The organism is Paraglaciecola sp. QJM3NY_14, assembly GCF_056173245.1.
Map to the genome: position 1 here is coordinate 38,022 of NZ_CM149664.1, position 25,389 is coordinate 63,410.

The window sequence follows — 25,389 nt, forward strand, 5'->3', positions numbered from 1 at the left end:
GATAAAAGTAATCAAAACTAAGAGAACTCTTTAAGAGCTTACTCTATCTGATTTGAAAATGAATACTTGTCACGCATACAGAGTAGACCTTGAGTCTATACGTCAAATATTGAAGGTTATTTGGGGTTGTATGGTTAAGTGACTAAGCGTATACGGTGGATGCCTAGGCAGTTAGAGGCGATGAAGGACGTGTAAGTCTGCGAAAAGTTGTGGGGAGCCGACAAAATGCTTTGATCCACAAATGTCCGAATGGGGAAACCCACCGCTTCGGCGGTATCATGCAGTGAATACATAGCTGTATGAGGCAAACGAGGGGAACTGAAACATCTAAGTACCCTTAGGAAAAGAAATCAACCGAGATTCCCCTAGTAGCGGCGAGCGAACGGGGATTAGCCCTTAAGCTAATTATGAGCGAGTGGAAGGTGTTGGAAAGCACAGCGATACAAGGTGATAGCCCTGTACACGAACGCGAATTTTAAGTGAAATCGAGTAGGTCGGGACACGTGTTATCTTGACTGAACATGGGGGGACCATCCTCCAAGGCTAAATACTCCTAACTGACCGATAGTGAACTAGTACCGTGAGGGAAAGGCGAAAAGAACCCCTGTGAGGGGAGTGAAATAGAACCTGAAACCGTATACGTACAAGCAGTGGGAGCAGACTTGTTCTGTGACTGCGTACCTTTTGTATAATGGGTCAGCGACTTATATTTTGTAGCAAGGTTAACCGAATAGGGGAGCCGTAGCGAAAGCGAGTGTTAACTGCGCGTTTTAGTTGCAAGGTATAGACCCGAAACCCGGTGATCTAGCCATGGGCAGGTTGAAGGTTGAGTAACATCAACTGGAGGACCGAACCGACTAACGTTGAAAAGTTAGCGGATGACTTGTGGCTGGGGGTGAAAGGCCAATCAAACCGGGAGATAGCTGGTTCTCCCCGAAAGCTATTTAGGTAGCGCCTCGGACGAATACCACTGGGGGTAGAGCACTGTTAAGGCTAGGGGGTCATCCCGACTTACCAACCCTTTGCAAACTCCGAATACCAGTGAGTACTATCCGGGAGACACACGGCGGGTGCTAACGTCCGTCGTGAAGAGGGAAACAACCCAGACCGCCAGCTAAGGTCCCAAAATTATTGCTAAGTGGGAAACGATGTGGGAAGGCTAAGACAGCTAGGAGGTTGGCTTAGAAGCAGCCACCCTTTAAAGAAAGCGTAATAGCTCACTAGTCGAGTCGGCCTGCGCGGAAGATGTAACGGGGCTAAGCAATATACCGAAGCTGCGGACGCAAAGTTTACTTTGCGTGGTAGGGGAGCGTTGTGTAAGTGGCTGAAGGTGAACTGAGAGGTTTGCTGGACATATCACAAGTGCGAATGCTGACATGAGTAACGATAATGCGGGTGAAAAACCCGCACGCCGGAAGACCAAGGTTTCCTGTCCCATGCTAATCAGGGCAGGGTAAGTCGGCCCCTAAGGCGAGGCAGAAATGCGTAGTCGATGGGAAACGGATTAATATTTCCGTACTTGGTATATCAGTGATGGGGGGACGGAGAAGGTTATGCAAGCATAGCGTTGGTTGTCTATGTGAAAGTGTGTAGGGTTGAATCTTAGGTAAATCCGGGATTCTACATGCCTGAGACACGAGACGAGATTCTACGGAATTGAAGTTGCAAATACCCTGCTTCCAGGAAAAGCCTCTAAACTTATGATATATCGAACCGTACCCCAAACCGACACAGGTGGTCAGGTAGAGAATACTAAGGCGCTTGAGAGAACTCGGGTGAAGGAACTCGGCAAAATCGTACCGTAACTTCGGGAGAAGGTACGCCCCTGTTTGTGATTGAACTTGCTTCATGAGCGAATGGGGGCCGCAGTGAAAAGGTGGCTGGGACTGTTTATTAAAAACACAGCACTGTGCTAAATCGAAAGATGACGTATACGGTGTGACACCTGCCCGGTGCCGGAAGGTTAATTGATGGGGTTAGCGCAAGCGAAGCTCTTGATCGAAGCCCCGGTAAACGGCGGCCGTAACTATAACGGTCCTAAGGTAGCGAAATTCCTTGTCGGGTAAGTTCCGACCTGCACGAATGGTGTAACCATGGCCACGCTGTCTCCACCCGAGACTCAGTGAAATTGAAATCGCAGTGAAGATGCTGTGTACCCGCACCTAGACGGAAAGACCCCGTGAACCTTTACTATAGCTTGGCACTGAACATTGACCCTACATGTGTAGGATAGGTGGGAGACTTTGAAGCGTGAACGCCAGTTTGCGTGGAGTCAACCTTGAAATACCACCCTTGTACGTTTGATGTTCTAACGTTGTTCCCTTATCGGGAATGCGGACAGTGCCTGGTGGGTAGTTTGACTGGGGCGGTCTCCTCCCAAAGAGTAACGGAGGAGCACGAAGGTTGGCTAATCCTGGTCGGACATCAGGAGGTTAGTGCAATGGCATAAGCCAGCTTAACTGCGAGACAGACACGTCGAGCAGGTACGAAAGTAGGTCATAGTGATCCGGTGGTTCTGTATGGAAGGGCCATCGCTCAACGGATAAAAGGTACTCCGGGGATAACAGGCTGATACCGCCCAAGAGTTCATATCGACGGCGGTGTTTGGCACCTCGATGTCGGCTCATCACATCCTGGGGCTGAAGTCGGTCCCAAGGGTATGGCTGTTCGCCATTTAAAGTGGTACGCGAGCTGGGTTTAGAACGTCGTGAGACAGTTCGGTCCCTATCTGGTGTGGGCGTTGGATGATTGAGGGGAGCTGCTCCTAGTACGAGAGGACCGGAGTGGACGAACCGCTGGTGTTCGGGTTGTTTTGCCAAAAGCATTGCCCGGTAGCTACGTTCGGAATCGATAACCGCTGAAAGCATCTAAGCGGGAAGCGAGCCCCAAGATGAGTCATCCCTGGCAGTTTAACTGTCCTAAAGGGTTGTTGAAGACTACGACGTTGATAGGCAGGATGTGGAAGCGTTGCAAGGCGTTAAGCTAACCTGTACTAATTGCCCGTGAGGCTTAACCATACAACGCCCAAATGACTTTGGATGTTGTTTGTATGACAAGTATTAAAATCAAGAGTAAGACTAAAGAGATTTAGCGATGATTACAGCCAGACCTGCAAGGGAACGGCATCAGCTTTTACATATTAATTTATTGAGCTAAGGCTTGATAGATAACAGTTTATGTCTGGCGGCCATAGCGATGCGGCCCCACCTGATCCCATCTCGAACTCAGAAGTGAAACGCATTAGCGGCGATGGTAGTATGGGGTTTCCCCATGCGAGAGTAGCACACTGCCAGACTCCCATTTAGAATGAAGCCACCTATATCGGGTGGCTTTTTTCGTTTCTGCGACACAGAAAATACCAAAGACAATCGATATTGGCGGAAGACACTGCCAGACTCCCAATAAAGAAATGACTATCCTCAATCGCGCGGCGACCGAGGTAGCCCTTTTTTGCATGTGCAGGATAAAGTAATGCAAGGTTGATACGGCATCAACGGATAGCCCTTTCCCTTAAGCGCTGTCGCGCAAAACTACCTACACACAAAGAAACCAAATCCCTCGAGTGTCATGCGGGCATCCGATGCGACGGTTGCGTTGCAATAGCGCTGTGAAAAGTTAGTGGTTTAAAACCATGCGTGTTTTTAGCGGATCAATACTAATGAAAATCTCTTGAGTGGATGGCTAGTTCGTCTACTAAATGGCTTAGGTCTTCTAACCTTCCGGCGATGATATGAGTTACGCCGCCATCTCCTCTTTCTAATATACCGCTGACCTTTAGTATTTGAGCTTTTAAGTAGGCTTGCTTTTGGGCGCGAGCGGTTGCTTGCCATACGATCACGTTGCTATTGCCTGTATCATCTTCAAGAGTGATGAAGGTAACACCCGATGCTGTGCCTGGGCTTTGCCTTCCTTTTACTAAGCCAACGACCTTGACCACAGATTTATGTGCGATGGTGTCTAGTTGAGCCGCCGGCGTATAATGGCCCAATAATCGGGCGTGATTGAGTAAACGTACTGGGTGAGAGTCTAAGCTTAGCCCTGTAGTTCGGTAATCTTCTAACAGGGCGTTAAGGTCACTAGGCCGCTCAGGGTTAAATGCATTATCCATAGTCAGTTGTTTAAACAGCGGTAATTCACTTTCTGAATCCATAAGTAACCATTTGGCTGTGTAGCGGTTATCGCTAATACTGCTAAATGCATTGGCACTAGCCAATGCTTCTAAGGATGTTTTAGTTAAGCCTGATTCTTTAAGTTGAGCTAATGCACGAAAGCCTTTATTTGGGCGCAAATTCACAAAGTTTTCCATTTCCTTTTGGGATAAGCCTTTAATTAGTCGATAACCTAAACGAAGAGAAAGGTTTCCTTTAGTCTGCTCTAGGATGTGGTCATAGTGAGAGGCATTAATGCATACAGGTAGCACTTTAATACGATGGCGCTTAGCGTCTTGTATAAGTTGATCTGGGGTATAGAAACCCATGGGCCAACTATTGAGTAGGCCACAATAAAAGCTTTCTGGATAATAGTATTTCAACCAAGAAGACACATAAGCCAATACGGAAAAAGAGGCTGAATGTGATTCGGGGAAACCATATTCACCAAAGCCGCAAATCTGTTTGTATAACTGTTCGGCAAATTGACTTTTATAACCTCTAGCAAGCATGCCTTTAATCAGCTTGTGCTTAAATTTAATTAATTCACCGGTTTTCTTCCAACTGGCCATTGCTCTACGAAGCTGGTCTGCCTCGCCTCCACTAAAGCCAGCAGCGACCATCGCTATCTTAATGACCTGTTCTTGGAAGATAGGAACGCCCATAGTGCGTGACAATACAGACTCTACTTCTTTAGACGGATAATCAACGGGTTCAAGACCGTCGCGCCGTTTAAGGAAGGGATGGACCATATCGCCCTGAATAGGCCCAGGTCTAACAATGGCAATCTGAATCACAAGATCATAGAAACACTTAGGGCGTAGACGAGGTAGCATGGTCATCTGGGCTCGGGACTCTATCTGAAATACACCTACTGTATCGGCGCGCTGTATCATAGCGTAAACATCAGGGTCGCTAGGCAGTCGGGTGATATCGGCAATTGAAATGGTTTTACCCTGATGTTTCTCAATTAAATCAAAACTCTTGCGAATAGCAGTCAACATGCCGAGAGCGAGTACATCGACCTTGAGTAGCCCTAAGTTCTCTAAATCGTCTTTGTCCCACTGAATAACACTACGATCGGGCATCGAGGCATTTTCAACAGGAACAAGTTGATATAAAGGGGTAGCTGATATGACGAACCCGCCTACATGTTGAGACAAGTGACGAGGGAAGCCTTTTATCTCATTAACGAGCTTAATGAAGTGTTTACCTTTGCCTGAGCTTGGATCCAAACCCAGTTCTGAAATTTGTGCTTGCCAGTTAAGCCCTTTGTCACGTCGGTTAATATTTTTAATAAAAAAATCCAACTGTGATTCGTGAATACCCAGCGCTTTTCCCACGTCTCGAATCGCACTTTTTTGCCGATATGAGATCACGGTTGCTGCGATAGCTGTTCGTTCGCGACCATATTTTTTATAAATATACTGAATGATCTCTTCACGTCTTTCGTGCTCAAAATCAACATCAATATCTGGTGGTTCGTTGCGCTCTTTTGAGATAAATCGCTCGAATAAAACTGATATTTGTCTTGGATCAACAGCGGTAATTTCTAAGCAATAGCAGACCACAGAATTCGCTGCAGAGCCTCGACCTTGATATAAAATATGCTGGGATTTTGCATATTGCACGATGTCTGAAATAGTTAAAAAAAAGAACTCGTATTTGAGTTCCTCGATCAGCTTTAACTCTTTTGCAATGATGCGTTTTATTGCGAAATTTACTCCTTCAGGGAATCGTAAAGACATACCTTGCTTAACCAACTTACGTAAATAAAGTGTTGGTGTTGAACCCTCAGGAATGAGTTCCGCAGGGTATTGATAACTTAATTCGCTCAAATCGAAAGTACATAAATTAGCAATACTGACACTTTCGGCCAACCATAGAGCAGGATATAGGCGAGATAGATTTTGGACTGGTCTCAAGGAGCGTTCAGCGTTTTGTGGGATGTCTTGCACTGAATGTTCAATATTTTTTACTTTTCGTATTGAATTTATAACGCAGAGTAAGTCACATCGTTCAATTTCGTGCATTAATACCCCACCGCAAGCGGTAATAGGGATATTAAAGCGACTGCTTAAATGCTCGCAATGTGCTTGATGAATATGCTCTTCAGCAAGTAAATGTCGTTGATATCCTATCCATAAACGAGCGTCATAATGATTGGTTAGCCATGTTGCCCAATAATGATTTTGCTCGGGGTTGCCACTTGGGATCCAAATAGCCAAGCAATGCTTGGTCGTTCTAAGATCCCATAAATCGAGCTTATATTCCCCCTTATCTGCACGGCGTCGCGCGTTGGTAATAATGCGGCACAGCTCGGCGTATGCTTTATGGTTAGGGCATAATAGAATAAGTTGAAGTTCAGCATTGTAGTAGAACATGCTACCGACAATTAACTTAATGGATAAGCCTTTTCTTTTTATTTCGGAGTGAGCGCGTACTATCCCTGCTACACTACATTCATCGGTAATAGCAAGTGCTTGGTAACCTAAAAATTCTGCTTGGTTAATGAGTTCACTTGGATGCGATGCGGCTTGTAAAAAACTGAAATTACTCTGACAAAATAACTCAGCATATTGATCCTTTCTGAATGCCATAATTAACTAAAAATGCCTTGCAAGAACCACGTGTTTTCTGGTGTTTTGAACACCCAAAACCATTGCCCCTCTTTACTCACCGCAATGAAGTAATCTCGTAGCACAGGTTGTTGGTCCCACCAACCTGTGCTAATGCGTTCAGGTCCATGCACGATTGAAACGTGTTGAGTAAGCAAACTAGGTTCAGCTAACAAAAAACTTGGTCTTAGCGGAGAGCGGTAAATTGGGTTTCGCTCATTCACTGTTAATACGGAACAATATTGGGATGCTCGCTCAGGTCGATAGTCGTTAATGGTTTGCGGGCTAAAAAGTACATCATCGCCAAGCTTAGCTTGTAATGCTGATATAAGTTGTAAGCGGGATACAACCCCTTGTTTCCCAAGGAACAAATCTTGTTTATCAGGATGACGAACAAAAGTTTTACCCGTGGAAAGTTGCAGTGCGATAATTGGAGCATTCAGCAGCACATTTTCGAGTTTTAATGCGAGCAACCCTAACCAGTCTTTGGCACGATATTCTCCTTGCTGCGCCCCTACCGTAAATTCGATTTTGCTTTTATCTCGCTGATATAAAATTATGCGCAGCTCTTGGGTTAACTCGTCTCTTAGCAGCAAAAAATTCTCTAAGTTTGAAAGCAATTTTTGTATGGGTTTGAGAAGTAAATCGGTGCGCTCTATTTCATACAGCAGTTCAATGTATTGCTTGAAGTTTGCTTGGGGATGAAAAAAAATTACCGGATGTTTGAAATCGCCTCTTAGCTGCCCTAAGTAAGTAATCATTTGAGTATCGAAGCGTTTGTGTAAATCACTAAACGGAATGATGAGAAGTTGCTCAACAGATTTTACGCCAATGCTGTTAAGCTTAGTTACATCCTTTGAAGAAAGTTCAGTAAGGCTTAAATCGACTTTTTTTAAGGCGTGCTGTATGGCCGCGGGTTCATCCGTGATTTGGTTCCATCCTTTGACGGCGAGTAATTTGGCCGCTAAAGGTGAATGGCCAGTGGCGAATGAGAAACTTACGTTCAATGGTACAAGCTGGCTTTTAATCATGCTCCACAGTTCGTTTAAACTCGAATATAAACGCAACATATTGTGCACTCGAAGTAACAGCCCTTGCTCACTGAAAAAGCAAATATCTGAAACAACCATGTATAAGCGTTGCGCAATTATACTCAGCTGCTGTTTTTCGATTTCCGGGTTAAACGGCATAACCTGCAAGCCACCATGTAAAGCCGCAGCTGTGCCTAAGCTCATGAAGGGTTGAATGCCTGCTTGCCTGGCGCATTTATTAAGCTGCACGATACCATGAGCTGTATCGAGTATTACAATAGGGATCGACGATGTACTTTTATGATTGCCTGTGCCGTCAATGTATCCTTTGCTCTCGGCACCCTCATGCACGTGATAAGAGTCGAGCTGCAAATTTGGGAAATGTAGGTAGAGCCATAGAGGTTGCATGGTGGCTAATTAGCCGGTAAGGCTATGTAAGCCAGTGAGAGGAAGAACATTATTTGCTGGTATAGGTCGCGTTAATGATGGCCACATCTTGCTCATATTGACGGTGAAGGGCTGGCTATGACAACCGCCTTTGCGTTTAGTAATGGTTACCTCGATACCCTGAGAAGATGAGGATAACTGCATTGCTAAAGCCACCGGCAATGAAAATACCTGTTCTTGTTGCTGGCGTAGCACAATATTTAATGCCCCGCCTGCCTCTGCCGCGAATTGTAGTCGCTTTGCTTGGTGTACTTCTAGGCCCTGATGCCACAACAATACTCCATCACAGCAGCCACTTTTTAAGCATTGCTCAGTTGACCATAAAGCATCCTTGGCATTCTTGGGTTCAATAATCAGAATACGCGATAACTCAAAGCCCATTTTCGCCAGCATGGGTGCATTCAACCGAGCGGGGGCACCAATAAAGACTAAAAGTTTGTCGCTGTTTTGTTGGCGCAATACGAAGCTAGGTAAGAGTAAGCGCAGTTCACCAATGCCAATTGGGCTACTAATATCAACTACACCTTGCTCAGGTAAACCACCTTCTAGGTGAGCATCGAGAGCATCAAAACCGCTGGGCAAAACCTTATGAGCACCACTTGCTTGGCTGGCTCGCCAAACTAGACGCTTGTTTTTGAGCTGATCGATTGTTGAGTTCATACATCACCATGGGTTGTATATTTTAACTGTATATTTATACAGTATATAAAACATAACATGATTAGCAAGTTTTAGGTGCAGGGCACTTTTGTCAAACTATGGATCTGATTGATTCCACGCAGGTTTATTGTTGGCATAATTACTTTTTGATTGATAAGTTGTCTTTTTAAGAGATGAGAACCCAAATGCAATATTGGTTATTTAAAACAGAACCTGATGCCTTTAGCATCGATGACTTAGCTGCAAAGCCTGAGCAGACGGAGCACTGGGACGGTATCCGCAATTACCAAGCGCGTAATTTTTTGCGTGACCAAGTAAAGCAGGGCGATAAGGTCTTTATTTATCATTCTAGCTGTAAAGACGTTGGCATCGCGGGGCTTGCAGAAGTCGTCAAAGAAGCCTACCCAGATCACACACAGTTTGACCCTGAAAGCCATTACTATGACCCTAAATCAAGCCCTGACAATCCCAGATGGGTGATGGTCGATGTAAAGTTTGTCGAGAAATTTCCCGCTATTTTGTCGCTTAAAAAAATAAAAAGCATGCCCGAGATAAACGAAATCGGCTTAATCAAAAAAGGCCATCGATTGTCTATCATGCCAGTGAATGAGCATGAGTTTTCAGTATTGTTGGCGGTGGCAAAAGGATAGTGCATCCGCCTAAAAATCAGATATTAGCTTGTCTTTATAACTAAAAGATTATTGACTAACAAACGATTAAAAGTGTAAGAGGTCATAGTTAGAATTGTGAAGAACTTATTATTGGCAGTGCTACATTTGCTTTTCAGCCGAGTTGCGTTTGGTCGATTAGTTGGACGAACAATGGACTACGAGGATAATAGAAGAGATCGAGAATAGACTAATTTTCGAAAGCAATTATTTTTAACATTCCTCATTACCATATGTATTGGTTTTTTATGTGTTATCTATGGTTTTTATGCTGATGTTTTAAATCTTTTTTGGGCTGTTGATTTCAAAAAAACACTCAATTTTACGGGAACGTTGCTAACTGCATGGGCAACTCTGCTCGCACTTGGGAACAAACATGCAACATGGGGTGGAGATGCAATTATAGATAATCTCACTCCGTTCTTATTTAAAATTATTTTTGTTTCTGGTTTTACATTGATGTTGGCTACATCGATAAAATGACTATCTATCAAGAACCAAATGTATTTGTGCCAGCAGTCATTTTTGGTATCAAACCTATATTTATCGAAAGGCACTATTTAATATTTAACAGCAAGCCGGCATATTAAAACTCTATGTCAACGACTCTCCTCAATAAACATATCTATATTCTGTTCTAAAATCGACAAGGGCACTGAGCCGTAGGCGAGCACTGCATCGTGAAAGGCGCGTAAGTCGAACTTGTCGCCCAATGCGTCTTCGGCTTTTTTACGTAGGCGTTTAATGGTTAATTCACCAATTTTGTAGGACAAAGCCTGGGCTGGCCATGATATGTAGCGGTCCACTTCTGTGGTGACATTATGTTCAGATAAAGCAGTGTTTTCCAGCATGTAGTCAATGGCTTGTTGGCGCGACCAACCTTGCATATGCATACCCGTATCGACCACTAAACGACACGCGCGCCACATTTCATAGCTTAAGCGGCCAAATTCTTCATAGGGTGTGGTGTAAATCCCCACTTCTTTACCCAAGAATTCAGAATATAAACCCCAGCCCTCACCAAACGCTGAAATATAGGTGTAACGGCGAACAGGAGGTAAGTCTTGCATTTCACTTGCCAGCGATATTTGCAAATGATGACCGGGTACTGCTTCGTGCAAGGTAAGCGCGGGCAGGGCATACAAGGGGCGCTTATCCAGCGCATAAGTGTTCACCCAATAGTAACCCGGCTGGTCGTCTCTTGTTGGGGCGATATAACGCCCAGTGGTATATTTAGGGGCGATATTATCAGGCACCGGCGCCACACCGTAAGGCACGCGGGGCAAAGTGTAAAATAACTGAGGGAGCGTGGCATCAATGCGTTTGGCTATATATGAAGCACGCATTAAAAGCTCGTCTGCACTGGTGGCATAAAACTCGGGGGAGGTGCGTAAGTACCGAATAAACTGATTAATATCACCTTCAAAGTTAAGGGTGTCTAATACGCTCTGCATTTCACTGCGAATGCGTTTTACCTCTTGCAAACCGGTTTGATGAATATCGGCTACATCTAGATTGGTACTGGTGTAGTAATCGCTACGATTTTGATAAAACGCGGCGCCGTTTTGCCATGTGTTGGCGGCAATATCTTGTTTTGCGTTGGGGATGTATTCACTCACTAAAAAGTCATAAAAGCTCTGATAGGCAGGCAACACACTCTGGTTAATGGCGGTTTCACCTTGCGTATATAAGCTAGCCTGAACGGCTGAACTAAAACTTGATTCGGCAAGGCGTTTAAACGGGGCGAAAAATTGACTGTCGTGTAGGTCTTCGGTAATGAATTTTTTAATAGTGTCGTCAAACCCAACAAGCACCGATTTTGGCTGCACGCGGCCAGTTTCAATACCTTTTTTCATCCAAGCAATTTGTTGGGCGAAATAGCGAGGAAATTGGTTTAAGCGAGCTAGGTAGTTTTGATAATCTTGCTGAGTTTTAAACGGGGCTGAGGCTGGTAAAAATGCCAACGAGCTGTAAAAACCCGACTCTGACGTAATCGGCATGTAATGGGCGTTGAAGCGATATAAGTCAATGTCGTTTTGCAGCTCGCGCATCTGCATCAATTTGTTGATCTTTTGCTGATGGTTTAAGCCGCTATCGTCCACGCCCTTTAAGCGAGCTAAAAACTGCTGGTTTCGCTGTTCATGGGTCTGTAAGGCCTCGGGGGAGAGATCTTTCAGTTTGTCGTTGTAGCGGTTGTTTCGATAACGGGTGGCCTTTATTGGGTCAACTGACAACTGGTACTGCCAAATTTGCTCTAGCAAAGCACTTAATTTACGTGACTGTGAAGGCTCGCTTGCTCCGAAGGCGTGAAAGCAAAAACTCAACATTACTGCCGCTAGCATCAAACTGCGCTTGTACATAAAGATCCCTCGTTGTCATTTCGATTATTATTTCGCGTTCAAGGTATTTACTTTTTCGGAGTATAAATTGGGCTTGGGAAAGCCGTTACCTTATCAGATAGCTCGCTGATTTTAGCCGTACCTTGTTTTTTTACCTCATCGATGCGTAAAACATTGTGCATTGGTATGTACGTGGTGGTGACATCAGCGAACTCATCTTTGAGTTTTTCATGGCTTGGGTCAACTACCACGCTGGTGTGGTTGTCCCACACAAAATCGCCAATTTCGATAAAACCAAATAAGCTGCCCTGACACAATTCGCGCACATATAGTTCGTAGCGTACGCCATTGGCGATAAATTGAATTCTAAAGAGTGAAGTATTTTTCGACATAGTTTGGGTTATTACTGCGTAAAGTGTAGATAATTTAAAAAGTGCTGCAGTCTACCCAGTCCTTGGCTTTTCGCCAAGTACTAGAAATTACAGTGAAAACCAATATAGCCAAGAAAAGCACAAGTGGGCTGATAAAACCCGTCATTGGCCGTACTTGATTTTGTTTGCCCTAGGCTTTGCCGTACAATTTAGCGAACAACAGAATGACAGCAATTTTAGCCACAAGTCTTGCGAACACCGACTTTGCTCGTCAAGCTGTTGATAAAATAATATAAACGCACCGATAGAAAGGAACAACAATGCGCCAAATCATGTATTTAGGCATGCTTTCAGCTGGGCTTATGCTTGCTGGTTGCCAATCAATAAATCAAAATGCAACCCAGGAAGCCCCTGTCAAACAAAGTGTTCATGCTGATGCAGAACGAATTAAATCTCACTTACGTTTTTTATCTGATGATTTATTAGAAGGCCGTGATACTGGCTCTCGTGGTCATGAAATTGCTTCTTTGTACATTGCCTCAGAATTAGAAGGCTATGGCCTTAAACCTGCTGGCGATGATGGCAGTTTTCTACAACGCGCGCCTTTTCGCCAAGCATCACTTGATCAAGCTTCGCCTTCGTTCGTACTTGAAACTGCCAAAGGCAGTGTCGAATTAGCTTATCCCAAACAATACATCACCAGTGCAAGCCCAGTGAGCGAAATGGCCAGTGTCAAAGGGCAATTGGTCTTTGCAGGTTATGGGATTATTGCCCCAGAACTTGAACACGATGATTACGCTGACTTAGACGTAAAAGGCAAAGTTGTAGTGGTGCTTTCTGGTAAGCCGGCTTCTTTCCCAAGTGAAGAAGGCGCGCATTTTGGTTCAACCAATGAGAAGAAACGCCACGCTGCAGAGCACGGCGCCATTGGTTATGTGACTATTACCACGCCTACTGCTGAGAAAGTGCGACCTTATCAAAACCTTCTTAATTATATTCACACGCCGACGGTACGCTGGTTAGATCAAAACGGCCAGCCAGCCAATGTTTATCCTGCACTGAAAAACAGTGCTTATTTAAGCAAAGAAGCGGCTGAATTATTGTTTGCCAATGCGGATATGAATTTAGAGCAGATTTACCAACTACTTGAAGAAGACGAGTCACCTAAAGGTTTCTCTTTACCGGTAAGTATTGATTTCAGTAAGCGTAGCGTGCACAAGACCATCAGTAGCCCTAATGTTGCGGCTATATTGGAAGGCTCAGACCCGACACTGAAGAATGAGTATATTGTGTATTCAGCCCACTCTGATCACATCGGGATCGCCAAAACAGTCAAGAAAGACAAGATCAACAATGGCGCCATGGACAACGCAACAGGTACTTCGGTGTTACTTGAAACCGCCCGCTTGTTCAGCCAACTGGCTGAGCGCCCTAAGCGTTCAATATTATTTGTTGCGGTCACGGCAGAAGAAAAGGGTTTACTTGGCTCAGATTACTTCGCACAAAACCCCACCGTGGCAAAAGACGCCATGGTGGCGAACGTTAATTTAGACATGCCGATTTTAACTTACGAGTTCAACGACGTCATCGCCTTTGGTGCAGATCATAGTGATTTGAAAGAGTCGGTGAGTCTTGCAGCACAAAAAATTGGTTTAACCCTAAGCCCAGATCCGTGGCCTGAGCAGGCGTTGTTTACCCGTTCTGATCACTACAGTTTTGTTAAACAGGGGGTACCGTCAGTATTTTTAGTGCCTGGTCTGCAATCAGCCGACCCAGCAGTTGATGGCAGCAAAAAATTCGGTGAATTTTTAGCAACTAATTACCACAAGCCAGGGGATGATTTTAATCAGCCCTTTAACTGGAAGGCGGCAACTAAATTCGCCGAAGTGAATTATTACATCGGTCTCACCTTGGCTAACCAAGCTAAGCGTTCTAGTTGGAATGAAGGTGACTTCTTTGGTGATACGTTTTCTAAGTAGTAGCGTGTAAGGCGCGTTATTGCGTTATTCATCATGGACCAGTGAGTGCAAGCTTACTAACTTGCACTCATTTTGTTTTGTGCCGTCATGCAGTTACCTACCTTTGCAATTGCATGACTCACAGAGGCTTAAAATACATAATAAAAAAATCAGGGAGCTAACATGAAACTATCTATCATCGCCCTTTCGCTTGCGGCTGCGTCTTTGTCGTTTGCGGCATTGAACGTACAAGCCCGCCAGGATAATGAATCCACCACCCATACAGTCGACACCGCGCAAACGGAATCACAACGATTAGCCGACTTTTTTGCTAATAACTTTAAACAGCGACTGCATCGTTCACCGCAGTTTCAAAGCTATTTAGGTTACAAGTGGGATTACGATAAGTGGAACAACATCAGTGAAACATTCATTGAACAAAGCAGCGAACTCGCCAAGAAGCAGTTAAATACGTTAAAAGGTTTTGATGAAAGTCAGTTAAGCGCCGCAGAGAAAATCAGTTTAGCGCTCAATAAAGTGTCCTTAGAGCGCCAACTAGCTAATGATGAGTTTCGTCATCACACTTATATCATGGATCAGTTTAGTGCTTACCACACTATGGTCCCCAGCTTCTTGATTAATGTGCACAGAGTCACCAACACGGAAGACGCTCAAGCCTACATCAGTCGTCTGCAAGGGGTAAAAACCTTGTTTTCACAAGTCATTGACCAGCTACGTATTCGACAAAAAATAGGCGTATTTCCACCAAAATGGTCTTACGATCAGATGCTACAAGCATCAAAAAACGTGATTACCGGAGCCCCCTTTGATAGCAGCGACAGTACATCAAGCATCTGGCAGGACTTCCAAGACAAAGTCAGCAAGTTAGAGTTAACCGACAGCGAGCGTAAGACCTTACTTGATGATGCTAGCAACGCCCTTCTGACGTCGGTTCAACCTGCGTATCAAGCACTCATTCGCGAGTTGAAAGTGCAGCGAGATTTAACCCCAGAAGGTGATGGTGTATGGCGCTTGCCTGACGGCGACAAGTGGTACGAAAATCGTCTTGCATGGTTTACTACTACTGATTTAAGCGCCGATGAAGTGCACAACATTGGCTTACAAAACGTTGAGCGTATTCATCAAGATATGCGCAGCATCATGAAAAAAGTGAAGTTTGACGGCAGTTTGAATGAATTTTTCGAATTTATGCGAACTGACAAACAATTCTACTACGCCAATACGGACGAAGGGCGTGATGCTTACTTGCTTGAAGCGAAAGCGCTTATTGACACCATGCGTGACAAACTACCTGAATATTTTAGCTTAATTCCACAGGCTGAGATGGTGGTTAAACGTGTTGAGCCGTTTCGTGAAAAGTCAGCCGGCAAAGCGTTTTATCAAAGCCCTGCGAAAGATGGCTCTCGACCAGGCATATACTACGCAAACCTTTACGACATGAACGACATGCCTACCTATCAAATGGAAGCCTTGGCCTATCATGAAGGCATACCTGGGCATCATATGCAGCGAGCGATCGCTCAAGAGCTTGAGGGTATTCCTGAGTTTCAAAAATACAGTTCATTTACTGCCTATACCGAAGGGTGGGGCCTGTATACTGAAGAACTAGCCAAAGATATGGGTTTTTACCAAGACCCATACTCTGACTTTGGTCGCTTGGCGATGGAGCTATGGCGTGCTTGTCGATTAGTGGTTGATACCGGTATTCACAGTAAAAAGTGGAGTCGTGAGCAAGCTATTAATTATCTCATCGAAAATACACCAAACCCGAAGAATGACTCGGTTAAAGCGATTGAGCGTTACATTGCTATGCCGGGCCAAGCGACGGCATATATGATTGGTAAGTTGAAGATCATGGAATTGCGTGCATGGTCGCAAGCAGAACTCGGTGAGCAATTCGATATTCGTGGCTTTCATGCCCAAGTGCTAAAAGATGGCCCTGTGCCACTGAATATTCTTGAGCAGAAAGTCAAAGCTTGGGTAGCGGATGTGCAGCAATCTGCGAATAAAGCGGGTTAATTCATTGCAGATATAAATAAAAGTAAAAAGCCCGTTGAGTTGTGACTCAACGGGCTTTTTTATGTGCAAATTCTAACGTGGCTAGTTCAAAAAGAACTGAGTGCTAATTAACTGCCATTGGTCGTTGAAACCCTCTGTTGGGCGGCGGGTAAATTTACTGCGAATAAACAGATTAATTCGCCCGTCTACATAGCAAATAAGGAAATTCGCGATTATGGCCTCTTCAGCGGGAAGTGATTTACCTTCGCGTAATTTTCTTTCTCTGAGAACTTGTTTTAACTGGGTTTCTAAACGTTCAAATAATTGGGCTATTCGGTCACGCAATCGGTCTTGCTCGCCCATTAAAGCGTCACCGTTTAAGATGCGTGTGATCCCCGGGTTTTTCTCCGCAAAGCCAAGTATAAGGCGCAGAATCAGTTGGCAGCGAGTCGTGGAATCTTTTTCTTCATTAATAATTTTATTAATACGCGAAAAAAGAGTCTCTTCAATAAACTCTATTAAGCCCTCAAACATGCGGGCCTTGCTGGGAAAGTGACGGTACAGCGCGGCTTCTGACACACCAACATGAGCCGCTAATTTAGCGGTAGTGATCCGCTGGCCTGGGTTGGTTTGCAGCATACTGGCAAGTGCTTGTAATATTTGCGCACGGCGATTTATCTTTTTTGCTATTGCCATTTTCTATCCTAAAGTGACCTCTGTGTGCGTTATTACCTAACGAGTTTTATCCCTAGTGTGGTTTATGTTGTTTTTAATGCGTGACGCTGAGCAACTAAGGTCAATAGCGAAATCGCCAACTGACTCTTATCGGCAACGCCAAGGTTTTTTCCACCATTATTCCAATAAACATTGAGTGCGTTTTGCTCGCTATTGAAGCCTAAACCGGCTTGGGATACGTCGTTTGCGGCAATCATATCGAGCTTTTTGCGTTTCAGTTTGTCTTGTGCGTAATGAGCCACGTCTTGCGTTTCAGCGGCGAAGCCAACCGTGAAAGGGGGTTGAGCTAAATGGGCAACATCACTAAGGATATCAGGGTTTCTAGTAAAAGTAAGTGTTAACTCCGTATCGGACTTCTTAATCTTTTGCTCGGTTTTTTGCTGTGGCTTGTAATCTGCTACGGCTGCACAACCGATGAATATGTCGCAATTAAGCTGCATGCTATCTGACTGCGCGTCATTAACTTGGGACTTGCTCACGGCAGTCATAACGGCATTGTGCATTTGCTCTGCACTGACTACATCAATGACATCAACACCTATTGGGCGCGTCAAATTCACCGGCCCTGATACCAATGTGACCCTTGCACCTAAAGCAACAGCCGCTTTCGCTAATGCGTAGCCCATCTTTCCTGAGCTGTGATTGCTAATGAAGCGCACGGGATCGATTTCTTCCCGTGTTGGCCCTGCCGTAATCACAATATGCCTGTTAGCGAGCAAGGGCTCCATTGAACTTTGGGCTAACATATTGGCGATATCAATCGGCTCTATCATTCGCCCTAGGCCGATATCACCACAGGCTTGCTCGCCGGGAGCTGGCCCTAAAATGGTGACGCCTCTTTGTTGTAAAATATTGAGGTTTGCTTGTGTTGCCTGCGCATGCCACATCTGCTGATTCATCGCAGGGGCAATATACATCGGTGCGCTGGTGGCTAGGCATAACGTGGATAACAAATCATCGGCTAAGCCATGGGTGAGTTTGGCCATGAAATTTGCCGTAGCAGGGGCAATAAGCACTTTATCAGCCCATTTTGCCAGCTCTATGTGGCCCATAGCGGCTTCCGCGGTACGATCCAGTAGGTCATCACCAACAGGGTTGCCTGAGACCGCCTGTAAAGCCAGTGGGCTCACGAATTCTGCTGCTGAAGCACTCATCACGCAACGTACCTGTGCGCCAAGCGCAGTGAGTTTTCTGACTAAATCTGGGGTTTTGTAGGCTGCTATACCGCCTGTTATACCAAGTAGGATCTTCTGTTGGGCTAATTGCATAGGGATCATTTTGCTATCTTACTCATTTTATACGGCCATTATTGGCTGGAATAGACCGCTTTTGCTAGGCTTAATTTCCACTTAATTTCTATTTCGTACCGGTAGTAGGCGCAAAAAAGAAACGTTTAATAAGACAGGGACGCATGAAAATAACCCAATGGCCTGCCCATGAAAGACCAAGAGAAAAGCTGCTCACCCAAGGGCCCGATGCCTTGTCTGATGCGGAGCTATTGGCCATATTTTTGCGAACGGGCATCAAAGGATTAAGTGCCGTTGATTTGGCGCGCAACCTTCTAAATACCTTTGGCTCACTGCGGGGGCTAATCAGTGCGAGTCAGCAGGATTTCTGCTTAGCCAAAGGGTTAGGGGAAGCGAAATTTGTGCAACTGCAAGCATCCATCGAGTTAAGTCAGCGCTTTTTTGCCGAACAGTTACAGCGTGAAACCGTGTTTAACAGCGCTCAACAAACCAAGCACTTTTTGATCGCCCAATTGCGTGACGAGCCCAATGAGGTGTTTGGCATGCTACTGCTAGACAGTCAGCACCAATTGATCAAATTTCGCAAAATGTTCTTCGGCACCATTGATAGCGCATCGGTCTATCCTCGAGTTCTAGTGAAACAGGCGCTAGAAGATAACGCTGCTGCTGTGATATTGACCCACAATCATCCGTCAGGCGTGGCTGAGCCGAGTCAGGCCGATGAGCACATCACCGCGAGGATTATCAGCGCGATGAGCTTACTGGACATCAAAGTGCTTGATCATCTTGTGGTTGGGGATGGTGTTGCCGTATCGTTTGCCGAGCGAGGTTTGATTTAGCCGTAGCTGGACGACGTGACCTTAAGGCTCGTCGGCTACCATAAAAGTGTCATGCGTTGGTCATGTCATTGTCAAAGAAACGAAATTAGATAACACGATTGCTTCTAAAGTCAAAATCGGTTTCATTATGAAAATATCTGTTATTTTTACTACCTACAACTCTCCCGTATGGCTCGAAAAGGTCCTGTGGGGCTTTCATTATCAAACGGATAAAAATTTTGAGCTGATCATCGCAGATGATGGTTCAACGTCGGATACGAAAGCCTGTATTGACCGTTTTATTCAGGGCTCAGGTTTGGACATCAAACACGTGTGGCAAGAAGATGATGGTTTTCAAAAGTCACGTATTATGAACAAAGCACTGCTCACCAGTACCTGTGATTATGTGCTGTTTACCGATGGTGACTGTATACCCAGACGTGATTTTGTTGCTGTGCATAAAGCGCATGCCAGACCGGGAAAATTTCTCTCCGGAGGTTATTTCAAACTTCCTATGCCCACTAGTGATTTGATTAACCAGCAACACATTGCCTCGGGTCAGGCGTTTGAGCGAACTTGGCTGGTAGAAAATGGCGTTAAACGTAATCGCAAATTGGGGAAATTGACCACATTGCAATGGAAGCGAACGGTACTAAATTCAGTCACTCCGGCTAAACCAACCTGGAATGGGCACAATGCTTCTGGCTGGCGCGACGATATTTTTGCCGTCAATGGATTTGATGAGAGAATGCAGTACGGTGGGCAAGACAGGGAGTTAGGCGAGCGCTTGTTTAACCGTGGTGTGCGAGGCATCCAAATTCGCTATTCTGCAGCCTGCCTGCATTTGGAGCATGATCATCGCTATGTTACACCTGAGATGATTGCTAAAAATAAAGCTATTCGAGCGACCACAAAATCAAATAAATTAACCCGTACCGCTTATGGCATAATAAAAGACTAGGGTTTTTATCAGTTAATCGTTGAATTAAATAGCTGTTTGCTGTATAAAATGCGCCCTCTTGTTGATAGCTAAAGCTGGCACGCGTATTTGCATGCTTGTCAGAGCTAAATATTTTTAGAATTGTTTGGAGACAAATACGATGTCCAAAGTATGTATAGTGACAGGCAAGCGTCCAGCGGTAGGTAACAACCGTTCACACGCTAAAAACTCGACTCGTCGTCGTTTTTTGCCAAATCTACAAACCCACCGTTTTTGGGTTGAAAGCGAAAACCGTTTCGTTAAATTGCGTTTATCTGCTAAAGGTATGCGTATTATTGATAAGAAAGGTATTGATTCAGTATTAACTGATATCCGTGCCAATGGCGTAAAAATTTAAGGAACACAGATTATGCGTGATAAAATCAAGTTAGTGTCTTCTGCTGGTACCGGTTTTTACTACACCACAGATAAAAACAAACGTAACATGCCTGGCAAAATGGAGATCAAAAAGTTTGATCCTAAAGTACGTCAGCACGTTTTGTTTAAAGAAGCCAAAATTAAGTAATTAATACTTGTTTTGTCTCCCGAAAAACCCGGCTCATGTCGGGTTTTTTGCGTTTTACTTTCTCTCGTAAACCTGCCAAATAGACTGTTTTCTGTTGTGCATTACATGGCATAATCAGTCAATGCATTCGTTATTTTACTCTACTTCACGATGATCCGATTGACGTCCCGCGCATGGAATAATGTATTAATTATTTCGATGTTGCTGCTGATTTTGATGTTTAACCTAACTGGAAATCTGTTTTCCGGCAGTAGCGTTAAAGATGAAACTATTGATAAGCTTGTCCCCACTGACGCTATGCTCACGAGCATTGTCACCCATGACTATACTCTCGAGCGAGTAGGCAGAGGATGGCGCTTTTTAATGGCTACCAAAGAGAGTAATAACAACGACCTTGTAGCAAATAAGAACAAAGAAACGAGCGACAACGAAATAGACAATCAGATACTCACAGACAACGTCATGGCATGGCAAGAGGCCTTGCTTGAGCCTATCGGTGAGGCGACGCTGGCGGGCGCGACTCAGGTCAATGTTTGGCTAGCGGGAGAAAGCGCCCCCCGTCACTATCTGTTTTTTCAAGTCGGTGCTGACATGCTGGTGCAATACCCAACGCAAGGCGCTCAACTTTATAAAGTGACCAACAAAACATGGTCTGAGCTCTTTTTTGATAATCGCTTTTAACAAGTGCTTTTTAACCAATACCTTTTAACGGACACACCCTATGCCTGAATTACCCGAAGTTGAAGTGAGCCGCTTAGGCATTAGCCCACACTTAATTGGTCAGCATATTGAGCAGATTATTGTGCGTCATAAACAATTACGTTGGTGGGTGCCTGATGACGTGCATTTAGCTGAGGGGCACATGGTGAATGACGTGCGTCGTCGCGCTAAGTACCTATTTATTGATACCGATGCAGGTAGCATTATTTTGCATTTGGGTATGTCGGGTAAATTACGGATTGTGAACAGTGAAACACCGGTGATTAAACATGATCATGTCGATATCGTATTGACCAATGGTGTGTGTTTACGTTTCAACGACGCTCGCCGCTTTGGCGCTTGTTTATGGCAACGTGTCGGCGACCCTGAAATTGGTATGATAGCCGCTCTTGGGCCTGAGCCATTAACATCTGACTTTGATGGACAACGCTTATATGATCTTTCTCGCACCAAGAGTGTGCCAGTGAAGAACTTTATCATGGACAACAAAGTCGTGGTCGGCGTGGGGAATATCTACGCCAATGAGTCGTTATTCATTGCTGGTATAGACCCACGCAAAGCAGCTAAAAAAGTCAGCAAAAAAAGTTATTTAGCGTTAGGTGACATTATTAAGCAAGTACTCGCAAAAGCGATAGAGCAGGGCGGTACAACGTTAAAAGACTTTACCCAAGCAGATGGCAATCCAGGCTATTTTGCACAGCACCTGCGCGTATATGGGCGTAAAGGCCAAGCGTGCGAAGTCTGCGAGAGCGAAATTCAGTCAGTGACCCTAGGGCAGCGTAATACGTTTTTTTGTGAGCAGTGCCAAAAATAGATACACGATTGTGAATAAAGATTTATAGCACTAACAGGCTCAAAGCATCATTGCCACGACGTTATTGCTAGCGGGCGTCACACGCCTTTACCACCTCCAGTAACCTAGTTTTTTACGCATTTTGATACTTCGGATTAGATTGAATGGCTTATTTTTCAACTTAGGGGGATTATCCAGCATGTCTTGTGTGGCATCTACTATGCGAGCACTTGACTGACCATCAGTGTAAGGGTGAGTTTGCGCTGCGTAGTCGTCTAATTTATCCATCAACTCAGGCGGCCTAGTTAATGCGTATTCTATGCTTTCTTCAATTTTTTCAGCATCGGTAACATTAATAAAATACGGCTTAGGATGCTCATTTTTCATGGTCACCACAGGTTTGTTCAACATTAAAAACTCAACCAGCATAGATGAATTATCCCCAAGCATTAAGTCGGCCTCGAGCATTAATGGCATGGCATTATCGGTTTCGATAAAGGTTAAATTCTCATGTTGAGCGGCTTTATAGGCATCCACCGTACTTTGTGCCATTTTAGGATGAAAGGTCACTAACCAACGCCATTTAGTATCTTGAGATAAGCGCTCAATGGTTGGCAAAAGCGCTTCGGCTTGAGACATTCGAGGAGAAAAGGTGGATGAAAATAACACCACTGGGCGCTCGTCCCTTTGTGCTGTTGTGTTAGCGGCAGCGTCCTTCTTAGCAACCATTGAACGATCAAAAAACGGGTCCATTTTACAAAACCCTGTTTCGACTACTTTGAAGAACTGATGCTTTTGCTCAAGTAATTTGAATGTGCCGGTCATTGATGGCCCATGCGTACAATACAAATCAAAACAATCTCGAATAATAAACGAATAGTTCAAACCGTCTTTTTTACGAGTTTTAAAACCAATGAAGCCATGGCGGACACAGACTTTCAAGCCAGGGATAAATGACGGGATCATATTACCAGGAACAAATACGGCAATGGGGTGAAAATCAATGACGGCCTGAACATCAGGTAATTGCGTTTCATGGGGCTGAAAATAAGCTCTGTTGACGTTGTTACCTTCTACAAACCAAGCGACGGTATCGCCTCTTCTTTGAATTTCGTCCTGCAAGGGGCGCAGTATTTGAAATGCATAATTTTCGGAGATGTAAAAAAGGTAATGTTTTGCCATGGTTTCTCAATTGTATTGTTAATGACGCGCTTAGAGGATAAGCGCGCGATGGTATATTACTTTGCTGTTCTCGCTCTGTTTGATGCAACAAAAGCGAGTATAGGTTATTGCTGAAGCTTTTCTTTTAACGCCGCTTGAACCGCTGGATGGCAGAATTGATCGACTTTGCCACGGTGCAGCGCGACCTCTTTGACCAGCGTCGATGATATAAACGAGTTCTCTTCGGCAGGGGTTAAGAAAATACTTTCCAAATTGGGATTTAATCGACGGTTCATGTTGGCTAACTGAAATTCATACTCAAAATCTGATACCGCACGCAAACCGCGGATCAATACGGTAGCACCTTGGCTATCAGCAAAATCTGCGAGCAAACCTTCAAAGCCGATGACCTCAACGTTAGGCAGGTGCTCTGTCACTTCTTTAATCAGGTCAACACGCTCCTGTAAGCTGAACAAAGGTTTTTTACTGGGGTTTGCGGCAATGCCGACAATGACGTGTGCAAACATGTTGGCTGCGCGCTCAATTAAATCTGCATGGCCATTTGTGATGGGATCAAATGTGCCCGGATAGACAGCTTTTGTGTGCATGTTGTTATACCTTATCAATGTGGCCGCGTATGCCGCCTTGTTAAATGCTTACCAGCGGTAAAATGCACTTACTCGTTTAAATTGTTCGCCAAAACGATCTTCACCTACATCAAGATCAATACCCCAGAAACCGTACTGTGTCGCGTAACTATAACGCACCGTTAATTCCTTGAATGCTTGTTCCGTGTTTGAGTTCATGTCGCTATCTGCACTTCTGAATGTGATATCAATAACCTGATCAGACGCAAATTTCCAATTCATATTGACCGAATGCGTTGTCTTTTGAACCTGATCTTGGGAAGCAAAAAGATCGCCCGCCCAATGACCAAGTGATAAGCCTTCGTTGGTGTAACCTGTGGTGTAGAAGCCGGATTGGTAGAAAAGCTCGTCTAAGCGAGTGAATTCATATCGCAAAGACAGGTTGTTGGTTACCATAGGGAAATAGACCCCAAAAGCAAGGGCTTTGTCATCTGCTTCTTGCTCCTTGCTTTCAGGAGCGTGGTCAAAGGCAATCTCGCCATAAAGAGATACAGGGAAAGCGAAGGGTAAATTAATCTTACTGGAAATTGCCGTTTTCTGATCGCTTGCTAACGCTTGAGGATAAAGTTCAGGTGCTTTATCTTCACTTGAGGGGCTGAATAAATCTTGGAAAGCATCACCGACACTCAAGTTGTTATTCGCTCCAGCATATTTTAGGGTGCGGCTGTAGCCTATGGTCCACGCTTCAACAGGGGATACACTCAAGTGAAAGCCTAATAAATTGGGTTCACCACTGAACAATTCACCTTGCTGGCTAACGCCCAGCGTATCTTCAAGCTTCGAATAAAACAGCTCATATCGGATACCCCAATCTGTGATAGGGGTGGCGTTACTCACAGTAACAGACAGGCTTGGCTCGGCGTTGGTACTACTTAATAAAGCTGAATCTTGCATTGGCGATAACCAGTGTTCTCGGTAACCCGCTTCGATTTGTGCGTACTCATAACCAAAGGCGACATGGGTGTTATACAACACGGCATCTTCGCCATCAGCATACAAGGCTCCGCCTGCCACATAGGCATAAGGTGAGATAAAAGCCACGCCAGAAGCCGAGATTTGGTAGCTGGAGTCGCGTTTAATACCTCTTTGATTCGGCACAGGGCTGCTTTCATCGTCACCTGCCGATATTGATGCGCTCACATGGGTTAACGCTAACGTATCTTTAAACCGGGCTAAATAAGCGTCAACCGAGCGGTGAAGCTCAGGAAATCGTGTGGCAATAAGTTTGTTGCGGCGCATAACATCAACCGCTTTGTACGGCTTGGTAAGGGGTGCCCCAGGGGTCAGTGCCATGACTTTTTCTATCTGAGATTCAATTTCAGGTGAAATTTGTAGCGGAAGGTAGGGGGAAAGTCCTTTCGCCCATCCTTGTGACGCGACTAGCAAAAAGCCGATTATCCAATAACGTGACATGTATTATTTCATTCCAAAACGGCAGGTGACAAAAAATCGAGTGTAACAATTCAAGATTAAATTGTATTGTGCTTTGTAATGAGTATTCACC

At 44.7% G+C, this 25,389-nt stretch carries 19 protein-coding genes and 2 rRNA genes; 11 read left to right on the forward strand and 10 right to left on the reverse strand.

Annotation, left to right across the window (positions count from 1 at the left end; genetic code table 11):
* The first annotated feature begins 132 nt into the window (after positions 1–132).
* Positions 133–3,017 (forward strand): 23S ribosomal RNA (locus tag AC0VYA_RS00185).
* Positions 3,018–3,179: 162 nt separating this feature from the next.
* A 5S ribosomal RNA gene (gene rrf, locus AC0VYA_RS00190) occupies positions 3,180–3,295 on the forward strand.
* Between the two features lie 360 nt (positions 3,296–3,655).
* Here the strand turns inward: rrf and AC0VYA_RS00195 are convergent.
* The 3 genes from AC0VYA_RS00195 to imuA are packed head-to-tail and all read right to left on the reverse strand — an operon-like array spanning position 3,656 to position 8,904.
* A complete protein-coding gene (locus AC0VYA_RS00195; protein ID WP_475489683.1) occupies positions 3,656–6,748 on the reverse strand; it encodes an error-prone DNA polymerase in 3,093 nt (1,030 codons plus the stop codon).
* 2 nt (positions 6,749–6,750) lie between these two features.
* On the reverse strand, positions 6,751–8,205 hold the full coding sequence (locus AC0VYA_RS00200) for a Y-family DNA polymerase (RefSeq protein ID WP_475489684.1): 1,455 nt from the start codon (positions 8,203–8,205) through the stop codon (positions 6,751–6,753).
* A gap of 9 nt (positions 8,206–8,214) precedes the next feature.
* Positions 8,215–8,904: a translesion DNA synthesis-associated protein ImuA gene (gene imuA, locus AC0VYA_RS00205; RefSeq protein ID WP_475489685.1), complete on the reverse strand. Its 690-nt coding sequence runs from the start codon at positions 8,902–8,904 to the stop codon at positions 8,215–8,217.
* A 185-nt stretch (positions 8,905–9,089) separates the two neighbouring features.
* Between imuA and AC0VYA_RS00210 the strand changes: the two genes are divergently transcribed.
* Positions 9,090–9,554: an EVE domain-containing protein gene (locus AC0VYA_RS00210; protein ID WP_475489686.1), complete on the forward strand. Its 465-nt coding sequence runs from the start codon at positions 9,090–9,092 to the stop codon at positions 9,552–9,554.
* Positions 9,555–10,171: 617 nt separating this feature from the next.
* On the opposite strand, the gene AC0VYA_RS00215 is transcribed toward AC0VYA_RS00210, so the two are convergent.
* Together AC0VYA_RS00215 and AC0VYA_RS00220 are read right to left on the reverse strand one after the other, a co-directional pair.
* Entirely contained in the window at positions 10,172–11,932 is a 1,761-nt protein-coding gene (locus AC0VYA_RS00215; RefSeq protein ID WP_475489687.1) for a DUF885 domain-containing protein, read from the reverse strand.
* Between the two features lie 47 nt (positions 11,933–11,979).
* Positions 11,980–12,303: a DUF1820 family protein gene (locus AC0VYA_RS00220; protein WP_011572987.1), complete on the reverse strand. Its 324-nt coding sequence runs from the start codon at positions 12,301–12,303 to the stop codon at positions 11,980–11,982.
* A 299-nt stretch (positions 12,304–12,602) separates the two neighbouring features.
* Here AC0VYA_RS00220 and AC0VYA_RS00225 point away from each other — a divergent pair, with 299 nt between their 5' ends.
* Both AC0VYA_RS00225 and AC0VYA_RS00230 read left to right on the forward strand, forming a co-directional pair.
* Positions 12,603–14,261, forward strand: a complete 1,659-nt coding sequence (locus AC0VYA_RS00225) for a M28 family metallopeptidase (protein ID WP_475489688.1) — start codon at positions 12,603–12,605, stop codon at positions 14,259–14,261.
* A 162-nt stretch (positions 14,262–14,423) separates the two neighbouring features.
* Complete coding sequence (locus AC0VYA_RS00230; protein WP_011572989.1) at positions 14,424–16,280, forward strand: DUF885 domain-containing protein; 1,857 nt, start codon at positions 14,424–14,426, stop codon at positions 16,278–16,280.
* Positions 16,281–16,361: 81 nt separating this feature from the next.
* Here AC0VYA_RS00230 and slmA read toward each other — a convergent pair whose 3' ends face one another.
* Both slmA and coaBC read right to left on the reverse strand, forming a co-directional pair.
* Complete coding sequence (slmA, locus tag AC0VYA_RS00235) at positions 16,362–16,955, reverse strand: nucleoid occlusion factor SlmA (protein WP_011572990.1); 594 nt, start codon at positions 16,953–16,955, stop codon at positions 16,362–16,364.
* A 62-nt stretch (positions 16,956–17,017) separates the two neighbouring features.
* Positions 17,018–18,262 carry a bifunctional phosphopantothenoylcysteine decarboxylase/phosphopantothenate--cysteine ligase CoaBC gene (coaBC, locus tag AC0VYA_RS00240; protein ID WP_475491007.1) on the reverse strand — a complete coding sequence of 415 codons (1,245 nt, stop codon included), beginning with the start codon at positions 18,260–18,262 and terminating at the stop codon, positions 17,018–17,020.
* 143 nt (positions 18,263–18,405) lie between these two features.
* Between coaBC and radC the strand changes: the two genes are divergently transcribed.
* The 6 genes from radC (at position 18,406) to mutM (ending at position 22,098) form a co-directional block, all read left to right on the forward strand.
* A complete protein-coding gene (radC, locus tag AC0VYA_RS00245; RefSeq protein WP_011572992.1) occupies positions 18,406–19,080 on the forward strand; it encodes a RadC family protein in 675 nt (224 codons plus the stop codon).
* A gap of 127 nt (positions 19,081–19,207) precedes the next feature.
* Complete coding sequence (locus AC0VYA_RS00250) at positions 19,208–20,020, forward strand: glycosyltransferase family 2 protein (RefSeq protein ID WP_011572993.1); 813 nt, start codon at positions 19,208–19,210, stop codon at positions 20,018–20,020.
* Between the two features lie 139 nt (positions 20,021–20,159).
* A complete protein-coding gene (gene rpmB / locus AC0VYA_RS00255) occupies positions 20,160–20,396 on the forward strand; it encodes a 50S ribosomal protein L28 (RefSeq protein ID WP_006993455.1) in 237 nt (78 codons plus the stop codon).
* Positions 20,397–20,408: 12 nt separating this feature from the next.
* A complete protein-coding gene (gene rpmG, locus AC0VYA_RS00260) occupies positions 20,409–20,564 on the forward strand; it encodes a 50S ribosomal protein L33 (RefSeq protein ID WP_006993456.1) in 156 nt (51 codons plus the stop codon).
* A 150-nt stretch (positions 20,565–20,714) separates the two neighbouring features.
* Entirely contained in the window at positions 20,715–21,245 is a 531-nt protein-coding gene (locus AC0VYA_RS00265; RefSeq protein ID WP_473477263.1) for a hypothetical protein, read from the forward strand.
* A 40-nt stretch (positions 21,246–21,285) separates the two neighbouring features.
* A complete protein-coding gene (mutM, locus tag AC0VYA_RS00270) occupies positions 21,286–22,098 on the forward strand; it encodes a bifunctional DNA-formamidopyrimidine glycosylase/DNA-(apurinic or apyrimidinic site) lyase (protein ID WP_475489689.1) in 813 nt (270 codons plus the stop codon).
* Between the two features lie 87 nt (positions 22,099–22,185).
* Here the strand turns inward: mutM and AC0VYA_RS00275 are convergent, their stop codons facing one another.
* The 3 genes from AC0VYA_RS00275 to AC0VYA_RS00285 form a co-directional block, all read right to left on the reverse strand.
* Complete coding sequence (locus tag AC0VYA_RS00275) at positions 22,186–23,259, reverse strand: CDP-glycerol glycerophosphotransferase family protein (RefSeq protein WP_475489690.1); 1,074 nt, start codon at positions 23,257–23,259, stop codon at positions 22,186–22,188.
* A gap of 104 nt (positions 23,260–23,363) precedes the next feature.
* Positions 23,364–23,846, reverse strand: coding sequence for a pantetheine-phosphate adenylyltransferase (gene coaD, locus AC0VYA_RS00280; protein ID WP_006993460.1), 483 nt, complete (start codon positions 23,844–23,846; stop codon positions 23,364–23,366).
* 48 nt (positions 23,847–23,894) lie between these two features.
* On the reverse strand, positions 23,895–25,298 hold the full coding sequence (locus AC0VYA_RS00285) for a capsule assembly Wzi family protein (protein ID WP_475489691.1): 1,404 nt from the start codon (positions 25,296–25,298) through the stop codon (positions 23,895–23,897).
* Between the last annotated feature and the right edge of the window lie 91 nt (positions 25,299–25,389).

Excerpts from the sequence above, each read along its gene's own strand:
- mutM (WP_475489689.1), top strand. The coding sequence starts at position 21,286 with ATGCCTGAATTACCCGAAGTTGAAGTGAGCCGCTTAGGCATTAGCCCA.
- AC0VYA_RS00200 (WP_475489684.1), bottom strand. The coding sequence starts at position 8,205 with ATGCAACCTCTATGGCTCTACCTACATTTCCCAAATTTGCAGCTCGAC.
- AC0VYA_RS00265 (WP_473477263.1), top strand. The coding sequence starts at position 20,715 with ATGATCCGATTGACGTCCCGCGCATGGAATAATGTATTAATTATTTCG.
- coaD (WP_006993460.1), bottom strand. The coding sequence starts at position 23,846 with ATGCACACAAAAGCTGTCTATCCGGGCACATTTGATCCCATCACAAAT.
- coaBC (WP_475491007.1), bottom strand. The coding sequence starts at position 18,262 with ATGCAATTAGCCCAACAGAAGATCCTACTTGGTATAACAGGCGGTATA.
- AC0VYA_RS00220 (WP_011572987.1), bottom strand. The coding sequence starts at position 12,303 with ATGTCGAAAAATACTTCACTCTTTAGAATTCAATTTATCGCCAATGGC.
- slmA (WP_011572990.1), bottom strand. The coding sequence starts at position 16,955 with ATGGCAATAGCAAAAAAGATAAATCGCCGTGCGCAAATATTACAAGCA.
- AC0VYA_RS00215 (WP_475489687.1), bottom strand. The coding sequence starts at position 11,932 with ATGTACAAGCGCAGTTTGATGCTAGCGGCAGTAATGTTGAGTTTTTGC.
- AC0VYA_RS00275 (WP_475489690.1), bottom strand. The coding sequence starts at position 23,259 with ATGGCAAAACATTACCTTTTTTACATCTCCGAAAATTATGCATTTCAA.
- rpmB (WP_006993455.1), top strand. The coding sequence starts at position 20,160 with ATGTCCAAAGTATGTATAGTGACAGGCAAGCGTCCAGCGGTAGGTAAC.
- imuA (WP_475489685.1), bottom strand. The coding sequence starts at position 8,904 with ATGAACTCAACAATCGATCAGCTCAAAAACAAGCGTCTAGTTTGGCGA.
- AC0VYA_RS00230 (WP_011572989.1), top strand. The coding sequence starts at position 14,424 with ATGAAACTATCTATCATCGCCCTTTCGCTTGCGGCTGCGTCTTTGTCG.
- rpmG (WP_006993456.1), top strand. The coding sequence starts at position 20,409 with ATGCGTGATAAAATCAAGTTAGTGTCTTCTGCTGGTACCGGTTTTTAC.
- AC0VYA_RS00210 (WP_475489686.1), top strand. The coding sequence starts at position 9,090 with ATGCAATATTGGTTATTTAAAACAGAACCTGATGCCTTTAGCATCGAT.
- AC0VYA_RS00225 (WP_475489688.1), top strand. The coding sequence starts at position 12,603 with ATGCGCCAAATCATGTATTTAGGCATGCTTTCAGCTGGGCTTATGCTT.
- AC0VYA_RS00250 (WP_011572993.1), top strand. The coding sequence starts at position 19,208 with ATGAAAATATCTGTTATTTTTACTACCTACAACTCTCCCGTATGGCTC.
- AC0VYA_RS00285 (WP_475489691.1), bottom strand. The coding sequence starts at position 25,298 with ATGTCACGTTATTGGATAATCGGCTTTTTGCTAGTCGCGTCACAAGGA.
- AC0VYA_RS00195 (WP_475489683.1), bottom strand. The coding sequence starts at position 6,748 with ATGGCATTCAGAAAGGATCAATATGCTGAGTTATTTTGTCAGAGTAAT.
- radC (WP_011572992.1), top strand. The coding sequence starts at position 18,406 with ATGAAAATAACCCAATGGCCTGCCCATGAAAGACCAAGAGAAAAGCTG.